Below are 9,508 nucleotides of genomic sequence, written 5' to 3'. Positions count from 1 at the left end.
TGTTCACCGTCGGAACCAGGCTTCGGCGTACCTTTGGGACTCACCAGACAACCTCCCTTTCGGATCGATTTACGGTACATGTGCATACGGGCATACCCGCTACAGTCGGATTCGACGTCAACTGGAGGCACACCCATGGGGCTTCGACAGGCCCTCGACAAATGGCGCTCGTCCGACGACGGCGGACGTGAGCGTCGCGCCCGCCGCGCGGTGACCGACGCCCCGGTTCACCGCCATCAGGCCGACCCGTCCACCGGCCAGCTGCGGCTGCCCCGCAACGGCGCCCGACCGGAGCCCGTCGCGCCGGCCACCAACGGCTACTACGTGCCGCCGAAGACCGACACCACGAACGGGGCGGGGCTCAACGGTACGAACGGGGTGCACGCCTCCCCGCGCCCGTTGCCGCATCCACCCAGAGCCGATCTTGCCGGCGCCCCTAGACCCGATCTTGACGAGGCGCCGACCGCTCAGTTCTTCGCCCCCGGTCCCGCGGCCGGGGGTCTTGTCGTCGGTGCCGCCGACCTGCGCAGCGCGCCCGTTCCGGTGCCGGGTTTCTACACGCCCCCGAACCCGCCGGCCCTGACGCCGGTCGTGGCCAAGCCGTACGACCGCGCGGTCGTCCGCGCCGCCTGGGACTCCGTCAGCGACCGCGCCGACCTGCTCGTGCGCACCTTCTACGCCGAGCTGTTCTTCGCCCTCGGCGACGAGGCGTTCCGGATGTTCCCGTCGAACATGTCGACCCAGCGCGACGACTTCGGCCGGGCACTCCTCCAGTGGGTCGTCGCCGACGACCCCGAGTCGATGGCGGCCCACCTCGACCAGCTCGGCGTCGACCACCGCAAGTTCGACGTCGAGCCACGGCACTACGACCTCGCCGGCCAGGCCCTCGTCAACGCATTCAGGACGATCATGGGATCGGCCTGGACGGCCGAGACCGAGGAGGCGATCGTCGGCAGCTACACCCGGCTCGCCTCGATCATGATCGACGGTGCGCTGCGCAAGGCGAACGAGCCGGCCTACTGGGGCGCGACCGTGGTGTCGCACGAGCGGGTGCAGCGCGACTTCGCGGTGCTGCGCATCCAGCCCGACGCCCCGTACCTGTTCCGGGCCGGCCAGTACCTGACCCTCGAGACCGAGCGGCAGCGGCGCCAGTGGCGTCAGATGTCGATCGCCAGCGCGCCGCGTCCGGACAACACCTTCGACATCCACGTGCGCGCGGTGAACGCCACCGGGGTCTCCGGGGCGCTCGTGATGCACACCAAGGTCGGCGACCGGCTGCGGCTCGGCCCGCCGCGCGGCAACGACCTGGTCGTCGAGCCCGGCACCCTCACCGGTGGCGTGCTGTGCCTGTGCTCGGGCACCGGGGCGGCGCCGATCTCGGCCGTGGTCGAGTCGGTGCTCGGCTGGCGCGACTGCCCGCCGCTGTACGCCTTCGTCGGGGGCCGCACGCCGGACGATCTGTACCCCGTCGAGCACCTCAAGCAGATGGTGCGGGCCAGCGGCAAGGGCGAGCGCGTCCGCATCTACGGCGTGGTGTCCGACGACCCGACCTACGTGGGCTACCGCGGCCGGGTCGACCAGGTCGTCCCGACGCTGCTCGACTGGGGCCAGCTCGGCCTCGACGTCCTCGTCGCCGGTCCGAACTCGATGATCGAGAGTGCCGTCACCCGGCTCACCGAGCGCGGCGTCGCGCCCACGAAGATCCACTTCGACCAGTACGAGTCCACCGCCTGACCCGTCGCGCGTGGCAAGCTGATCGCATGTGCCGAAACATCAGGACGCTGCACAACTTCGAGCCGCCGGCGACGGGTGACGAGGTGCACGCGGCCGCGCTGCAGTACGTGCGCAAGGTCAGCGGCACGGCCAAGCCGTCGGCGGCGAACCAGGCCGCGTTCGACGCCGCCGTGCACGAGGTCGCCCACGCCACCCGGCACCTGCTGGAGGCGCTGGTCACCTCGGCGCCGCCGAAGGACCGCGAGGTCGAGGCGGCGAAGGCCCGGGCCCGCAGCGCGGAGCGCTACGCCCGCACCTGAACGCGACGAACCGCCGCCCACCTGGAAGTGGTGGACGGCGGCCCGGTGTTGCGTACGGGCGCCGCTCAGGCGTTCTCGAGCACGCTGAACTGCACCTGACCCTCGGGGTCGACGCCGGCGTCGAGCGTTTTGTCGTCGAGCAGCTGGCCGACGAGCGGCTCGAGGAACACCCGCGCGCCGTCGCTGTCGACGACCTGGTCGCCGTCGGCCGGGGCGCCGGTCAGGGCCAGGGTGAGGGCACCTTCGGGGTTGCTGGCGATGCGCACGCCACCCTCGTCGGGGACCTCGGGGTTGGCCACCAGGTTGCGGATCTCGGTGGCGGCGTTGTCGGTGACAGTGAGCACGGTGCGGCTCCTTCGTGGATTCGGGATGACGTCGCCGGCACTCTCCACGGGTCACCGCGAACTGCAGCAACAGCGGCGTGGGTGCCAGCCGGACGTCCTCCACATTTGCGAGAACTGCCGGATATGTCAAACCTGGCACCCGGCCCGCGCGTGTCGCGGGAGTTCTACCGCGCTCTGTTGAGGGCCTCGATCAGCGTCGCGGCGTCGGGGCAGCGGTCGAGCAGGTCGCCGACGTGGGCCTTGGTGCCGCGCTGCGGCTCGAGCATCGGTACCCGCACGAGCGAATCGCGCCCGACGTCGAAGATGACCGAATCCCACGACGCGGCGGCGACCGAGGCGCCGTAGCGGCGCAGGCACTCGCCCCGGAAGTAGGCGCGGGTGTCCTCGGGCGGCGTGCCCATCGCGGTCTCGGCGGCGTCGGGGCCGAGCAGGGTCTCGAACGCGCCGCGCGAGACGAGCCGGTTGTATAGGCCCTTCTCCGGACGGACGTCGGAGTACTGCAGGTCGACCAGCTGCAGGCGCGAGGAATCCCAGTCGAGGGAGTCGCGGTCGCGGTACCCCTCGAGCACCCGCAGCTTGGCGACCCAGTCGAGTTCGCGGGCGAGCTGCATGGCGTCGGTGCCGAGGCGCGTGAGCACCGATTCCCAGCGGGCGAGCACGTCGGCGGTCTGCGGGTCGACGTCGTCGCCCTGGCGGTCGTCGACGTACTTGCGGGCCCGGTCGAGGTACTCGCGCTGCAGGTCGAGGGCGGTGATCGTCCGGCCGTCGGCGAGCGTGATCGTGTGCCGCAGGGACGGGTCGTGCGAGACCTCGTGCAGCTCCCGCACCGGCTGGGCGATGCCGAGGTCGTCGGCCAGGAAATTGTCCTCGATCATCGCGAGCACGAGCGCCGTGGTGCCGACCTTGAGGTAGGTCGAGATCTCAGACATGTTCGCGTCGCCGATGATGACGTGCAGGCGACGGTAGCGGTCGGCGTCGGCGTGCGGTTCGTCGCGGGTGTTGACGATCGGGCGCTTGAGCGTGGTCTCGAGGCCGACCTCGACCTCGAAGAAGTCGGCCCGCTGCGAGATCTGGAAGCCCGATGTGCGGCCGTCCTGACCGAGGCCGACCCGCCCCGCGCCGCACATGACCTGGCGGGTGACGAAGAAGGGGACAAGGTGGCGCACGAGCGCGCCGAACGGGGTGTCGCGGCGGCAGAGGTAGTTCTCGTGGGCGCCGTAGGAGGCGCCCTTGTTGTCGGTGTTGTTCTTGTACAGGTTGATCGCGGCGTTCACGCCGGGCATGGTCGGCAGCCGACGGGTCGCCTCCAGCATCACGAGCTCGCCTGCCTTGTCCCACCGCACCGCGTCGAGCGGGTTGGTGACCTCGGGGCTGGAGTACTCGGGGTGGGCGTGATCGACGTAGAGGCGGGCGCCGTTGGGCAGGATGACGTTGGCCATCCCGGCGTCCTCCTCGGCGTCGATGAACTCCTGGGCCACCGTGCCGCTGCCGCCGCCGAGATCGAAGCCCCGCGCGTCGCGCAGCGGCGACTCCTCCTCGAAGTCCCAGCTGGCCCGGCGCGAGCGCCCGGCCGGCAGCGTGCTGGCGTAGGCGTTGACGACCTGCGCCGAGAGCAGCATCGCGTTCGCGGTCGGCTGCCCGGGCAGGCTGACGCCGTACTCGACCTCGGTGCCCATCACGCGTCTGACGGTCACGTTCGAACCTCGCTTCGCTCGTTTGGCCCTCTCAGGCTACGGCGCGCCGGGCCTCGCGTCCCCGGCCGGGTGATCGGCCGCGCCGGGGCTACGCCACGAGGGGCGGCAGCGGGCAGTGCAACAGCGCGCAGGTCGTGCGCAGCAGTTCGGCCTCGGCGATCGTCAGCACGCCGTCGTCGGATACAGCCACCACCAGCGCCTCGACCAGTTGCTGCTTGTGCGGCGGGGCCAGCGCGTCCAGCGTTGCCCAGCCGGCGTCGAGGTCGCGCCAGGGGTCCGCGGGCGGGGTGAACGGCACTCGTCGGCCCGGGTAGAGCCGGGCGGCCGCGGCGCCGAACGCGTGCTCGGCCGCGGCCGGGTCGGCGTTGCCGGCGGCGGAGATCGCGGCGAGCAGGGAGAGCGCGGCGTCGCCGGCCGAGCCGACGGTCCCCCGGCCGGGCCGGGATCGGGGGCCGGGCGCGGCCGCGTCGGAAAGGCTGCTGGCGATCATCCGCGTGAGGCAGTACTCGAAGACGGTGATGCGCCCGTCGACCCGGGCCATCTCGTCAAGCGCCGTGACCAGAGCCGCACGTTGATCGGCCGGTCGCGCCGCCAGCAACGGGGCCGCGATGGCGGCCAGCGGAAGCCGCAGCACCGGGTCCAGCGGGCTCACCTCGGCCGCGTACCCGGCGGCGGCCTCGGCCACCGGACCGCCCATGCGGGCCCGGACGACCTGCAGCTGGCGGGTCCGCACGTCCTCCCCGCCGTCGAGCAGGAGGGCGAGCACGAGCGGCACGGCGGTGCTCGACTGCGTGGCCAGGGTGTGCAGCGACGGCGGGATCTGACCGCTGAGCCGGGCCCCGCGGGCGAGGTCGTCGGGCGTGAGCCGGCCGACCCGGCCGCCGATGGCACCGGCGTCCAGCCGTACCGACGAGTCCGCCGACATCGCGGGAGCGGGGCGGATGACCGGGGCCGGCCCGGCCAGACCCAGCGCGGCGTCCTCGGCCATGCCGTCGGGGGGCTGCTGGGCGAAGTCCTGCTGCAGCTGCGCGATCTCATCGGGGTTGAAGGCGGGGTCGAGCGCCTTGATGCGTTCGAGCAGCGGCGGGTGCGTCGCGTACAGCTGCGACAGGCCGCGGCTGCCCTCGCCGAAGAGCATGTGGCTGATCTGCTTCTCGCCGTGCTTGTCGCCGAGAGCGGAGCCGGCCGGCAGTCCGGCGATCTTCTTCAGGGCGCCGACCAGCCCGGTGGTCTGCCGGGTGAACTGCACCGACGAGGCGTCGGCGAGCCATTCCCGCTGGCGGCTGACCGCCGCCTTGATGAGGCCGGCGAAGAACTGGCCGACGAAGCCGAGGATGAGCAGGGCGATCGCGACGGCCAGGATGGGGCTGCCCCGGCTGTCGCGCGAGCGCCCGCCCCCGAACTGGAGGAAGCGCAGCCCGATCAGGCCGAGCAGCAGGATGCCGTTGAGCAGGCCGATCAGCCGGATGTTCAGCCGCATGTCGCCGTTCAGCACGTGGCTGTACTCGTGGCCGATGACGCCCTGGAGCTCGTCGCGGTTCAGGGTGTCGAGCGCCCCCGAGGTGACCGTTATCGCGGCGTCGGCCGGGCTGTAGCCGGCTGCGAACGCGTTGATTCCGGGCTCCTGCTCGAGCACGAAGAGTCGCGGCACCGGCACGCCGGACGCGATGGACATCTCCTCGACGATGTTGATGAACCGCCGCAGCCGCGGATCGCTCGTGCTGGGGTCGATGGCGACGGCGCCGACCGACTGCGCGACGGCGACTCCCCCGGCCCGCAGCGCGATCATCTTGCTCGCCGTGCCCGCGGCGATGACGAGCAGTGTGAATGCGCTGGCCGCGATCAGGCTGCCGACGATCGTCGACGCCGTGGCCCGGCGCTCCACAATCAGCACGACGGCATCGACGGCGATGACGATCGACAGCACGCCCAGCGCGAAAAGGACAACCAGCTTGACCGTCGTCGCGCGCGACGCCCGCTGTCGCTCGAAGAAGTTCACGCGGCCCTGCTTCAGAACTGCACCTTCGGCGCTTCGCGGGTCTCGGGCTTGTCGGGGGCGATCTCCCACTGAGCGGCGGCATCGAAGTGGAACGCGCCGGCGATGACCGAACCGGGGAAGGCCTGGCGCCGGTTGTTGTAGGTCATGACCGAGTCGTTGAACGCCTGACGGGCGAAGGCGACCCGGTTCTCCGTCGACGTCAACTCCTCGGACAGCTGCATCATGTTCTGGCTGGCCTTGAGGTCGGGGTAGGCCTCGACCGACACGTTGAAGCGGCCGAGCGCACTGGTCAGGGCCCCCTGGGTGCTGGCCAGCTTCTGCATGGCCGCGGGATCGCCCGGACTGGCCTGGGCCGATGCGAGCCCGGCCATGGCCGCGGCCCGGGCCTGCGTGACCGCTTCGAGCGTCCCGCGCTCGTGCGCCATGTAGGCCCTGGCCGTCTCGACCAGGTTGGGGATGAGGTCGAACCGTCGCTGGAGCTGCACGTCGATCTGGGCGAACGCGTTCTTGAACGCGTTGCGGGCGCGCACCAGCCCGTTGTACGCGCTGATGACGTAGAGGATCAGCGCGATCACGATGACGGCGATGACGATGCCGATGACGAGTCCCATGGAGGGCACCTTCCCCGAGGCGACGTGTGCAGCGCAGCCTAGCGGGACGCACCGGGCGCGCCGAGGCGTCGGGCGCTCACAGCAGCAGCTTGACGATCGCGGCGAGGCCGACGACGACGATGGTCGCGCGCAGCACCGTCGGCGGCAGGCGGCGGCCGATGCGGGCGCCGAGCAGGCCGCCGATGATCGAGCCGACCGCGATGAGGGCGGCCGCCGCCCAGTCGACGTGGGTGGTCGCGATGAAGACGATCGCGGCGACGAAGTTGACGACGCCGGCGAGCACGTTCTTCAGTGCGTTCTGCCGCTGCAGCGACTCGGCGAGGAACAGCCCGAGAAAGCCCATGAGCAGCACGCCCTGTGCCGCGCCGAAGTAGCCGCCGTAGACGCCGGTGCCGAGTACGACCAGCCAGAGCGCCAACCCGACATGCTCGGTCGCGCCGTGCCCGCGGGTCGCGAGCCAGCAGGTGATGCGGGCGCCGAAGAGCACCAGCAGCAGGGCGAGCACGATCAGCACCGGCACGATGGCCTTGAACGCGCCGGCGGGCAGTTCGAGCAGCAGCACCGCGCCGATGATCGCGCCGACCGCCGACGCGACCCCGAGCACCAGGGCCCGGCGGCGCTGGCCCGCGAGTTCGCGCCGGTAGCCCCACGCACCGGTGAACGAGCCCGGGAAGAGCCCGACGGTGTTGGACACGTTGGCCGTCACCGGCGGCAGGCCGATACCGAGCAGCACCGGGAACGACACGAGCGTGCCCGACCCGACGACGGTGTTGATGGTGCCGGCCCAGACCCCGGCGACGAGGACGAGCAGACCCTGCCAGACCGTCACTAGACGAGAACGCTACGCATCCCGGAGCCCGATGCCGGCAGTGCGGGGCAACAGCGAGACCGAGGTAACGCCGGAACGGACCGACAACAGAGAAGGCGCGGCGGCGCGCACTACAAGTACTGGCCGGTGTTGCCGACAGTGTCGATCGCACGACCGGCGTCGGCGCCCTTGCCGCCGGACACGAGCGTGCGGATGTAGACGATCCGCTCGCCCTTCTTGCCGGAGATGCGGGCCCAGTCGTCGGGGTTGGTGGTGTTCGGGAGATCCTCGTTCTCGCGGAACTCGTCGACGCAGGCGGCCATGAGGTGCTGCATCCGCAGGCCGCGCTGGCCGGTGGTGAGCAGGTCCTTGATCGCCATCTTCTTGCCGCGGTCGACGATGTTCTGGATCATCGCGCCCGAGTTGAAGTCCTTGAAGTACAGGGTCTCCTTGTCACCGTTGGCGTAGGTGACCTCGAGGAAGCGGTTCTCGTCGGTCTCGGTGTACATGCGCTCGACGGTGTGCTGGATCATCGCCGCCACCGTGGCCTCGGCGTCGCCGCCGTGCTCGGCGAGGTCGTCGGCGTGGATCGGCAACCCCGGCAGGATGTACTTGCCGAAGATGTCGCGGGCCGCCTCGGCGTCCGGACGCTCGATCTTGATCTTCACGTCGAGCCGGCCGGGCCGCAGGATGGCCGGGTCGATCATGTCCTCGCGGTTCGAGGCCCCGATGACAATGACGTTCTCGAGCCCCTCGACGCCGTCGATCTCGCTCAGCAGTTGCGGCACGATCGTGTTCTCGACGTCGGACGACACACCGGACCCTCGGGTACGGAAGATCGAGTCCATCTCGTCGAAGAAGACGATGACGGGTGTGCCGTCGGACGCCTTCTCCCGCGCTCGCTGGAACACCAGCCGGATGTGCCGCTCGGTCTCGCCGACGTACTTGTTGAGCAGCTCCGGGCCCTTGATGTTGAGGAAGAACGCGGTGGCCTTCTCGTCGCCGCCGTGCACCTTCTGCACCTGCTTGGCCAGCGAGTTCGCGACCGCCTTGGCGATCAGCGTCTTGCCGCACCCGGGCGGCCCGTACAGCAGGATGCCCTTCGGCGGGCGCAGCTGGTGCTCGCGGAACAGGTCACCGTGCAGGAACGGCAACTCGACGGCGTCGCGGATCGACTCGATCTGCTTGGACAGCCCACCGATGTCGGTGTAGTCGATGTCGGGAACCTCTTCGAGGATGAGCTCCTCGACCTCGCTCTTCGGCACCCGCTCGTAGGCGTAGGACGAGCGCGTCTCGAGCAGCAACGAGTCACCCGAGCGCAGCGGCTTCTCGCGCAGGATCTCGGCGAGGAAGACGACCCGCTCCTCGTCGGTGTGACCGATCACCAGCGCGCGGTCGCCGCCGTCGAGGATCTCCTTGAGCATGACCACTTCGCCGGTGCGCTCGAAGCCGCGCGCGGCAACGACGTTCATCGCCTCGTTGAGCATGACCTCCTGGCCGTGCTTCAGCTCGGGGAGGTCGACCTCGGGCGAGACGGCGACGCGCAGCTTGCGACCGCTGGTGAAGATGTCGACGGTGCCGTCCTCGAACGCCTCCAGGAAGACGCCGTAACCGCTCGGCGGCTGGGCGAGGCGGTCGATCTCCTCCTTGAGGCTGACCATCTGGTCGCGGGCCTCGCGCAGCGTGTCGGCGAGGCGGTCGTTTCGGTCGCTCAACGCGGCGACGCGAGCCTGGGCCTCGGCGAGGCGGTCCTCGAGCAGGCGCATGTGGCGCGGCGACTCGGAGACCTTGGCGCGCAGGAGTTCGAGCTCCTGCTCGAGGAAGACGGTGCGACGGCGCAGCTCGGCATCGCTCATGTCCGGACGCGGCGCGCGCGGAGTCCCGTCCTGGGCGTTACGCGGCTCTTGAGCCACTGCGGCCACCTCCCACTGTGTCGATCGCAATCGGCGCGGAGTGTTCGCGAAATCCCACCCTACACAGCGGGACCGTCCGCGACGGGCAACTACCCTCGAAGACAGA

The 9,508-nt window shown here is 70.6% G+C and carries 7 protein-coding genes and 1 pseudogene; 2 read left to right on the top strand and 6 right to left on the bottom strand.

Annotation, left to right across the window (positions count from 1 at the left end):
* Positions 1-135: 135 nt before the first annotated feature.
* Positions 136-1,734 (top strand): FAD-binding oxidoreductase, encoded by a 1,599-nt coding sequence (locus tag VGN18_RS17120; protein ID WP_327540928.1) that lies wholly within the window; start codon positions 136-138, stop codon positions 1,732-1,734.
* A gap of 26 nt (positions 1,735-1,760) precedes the next feature.
* Positions 1,761-2,033 carry a DUF2277 domain-containing protein gene (locus VGN18_RS17115; RefSeq protein ID WP_327540927.1) on the top strand — a complete coding sequence of 91 codons (273 nt, stop codon included), beginning with the start codon at positions 1,761-1,763 and terminating at the stop codon, positions 2,031-2,033.
* Positions 2,034-2,098: 65 nt separating this feature from the next.
* Here VGN18_RS17115 and VGN18_RS17110 read toward each other — a convergent pair whose 3' ends face one another.
* From VGN18_RS17110 to arc, 6 genes and pseudogenes are all read right to left on the bottom strand, one after another.
* Entirely contained in the window at positions 2,099-2,377 is a 279-nt protein-coding gene (locus tag VGN18_RS17110) for an iron-sulfur cluster biosynthesis protein (RefSeq protein WP_327540926.1), read from the bottom strand.
* A gap of 164 nt (positions 2,378-2,541) precedes the next feature.
* Positions 2,542-4,071 (bottom strand): depupylase/deamidase Dop, encoded by a 1,530-nt coding sequence (gene dop, locus VGN18_RS17105; protein WP_327540925.1) that lies wholly within the window; start codon positions 4,069-4,071, stop codon positions 2,542-2,544.
* Between the two features lie 88 nt (positions 4,072-4,159).
* Positions 4,160-6,070 (bottom strand): M48 family metallopeptidase, encoded by a 1,911-nt coding sequence (locus tag VGN18_RS17100; RefSeq protein ID WP_327540924.1) that lies wholly within the window; start codon positions 6,068-6,070, stop codon positions 4,160-4,162.
* An 11-nt stretch (positions 6,071-6,081) separates the two neighbouring features.
* Positions 6,082-6,681, bottom strand: a complete 600-nt coding sequence (locus tag VGN18_RS17095; protein WP_327540923.1) for a LemA family protein — start codon at positions 6,679-6,681, stop codon at positions 6,082-6,084.
* 76 nt (positions 6,682-6,757) lie between these two features.
* The gene (locus tag VGN18_RS17090; RefSeq protein WP_327540922.1) at positions 6,758-7,510 is read right to left on the bottom strand and encodes a sulfite exporter TauE/SafE family protein; all 753 of its coding nucleotides are present in this window, start codon (positions 7,508-7,510) and stop codon (positions 6,758-6,760) included.
* A 110-nt stretch (positions 7,511-7,620) separates the two neighbouring features.
* Positions 7,621-9,312, bottom strand: a pseudogene (arc, locus tag VGN18_RS17085) (proteasome ATPase); the annotation flags it as partial.
* Between the last annotated feature and the right edge of the window lie 196 nt (positions 9,313-9,508).

It is taken from the genome of Jatrophihabitans sp., assembly GCF_036000465.1.
Classification (GTDB): domain Bacteria; phylum Actinomycetota; class Actinomycetes; order Mycobacteriales; family Jatrophihabitantaceae; genus Jatrophihabitans.
The sequence above is the reverse complement of the archived record's forward strand: the minus strand, read 5'-3'. Positions and strand labels throughout refer to the sequence as shown.

Excerpts from the sequence above, each read along its gene's own strand:
- VGN18_RS17095 (WP_327540923.1), bottom strand. The coding sequence starts at position 6,681 with ATGGGACTCGTCATCGGCATCGTCATCGCCGTCATCGTGATCGCGCTG.
- VGN18_RS17120 (WP_327540928.1), top strand. The coding sequence starts at position 136 with ATGGGGCTTCGACAGGCCCTCGACAAATGGCGCTCGTCCGACGACGGC.
- VGN18_RS17115 (WP_327540927.1), top strand. The coding sequence starts at position 1,761 with ATGTGCCGAAACATCAGGACGCTGCACAACTTCGAGCCGCCGGCGACG.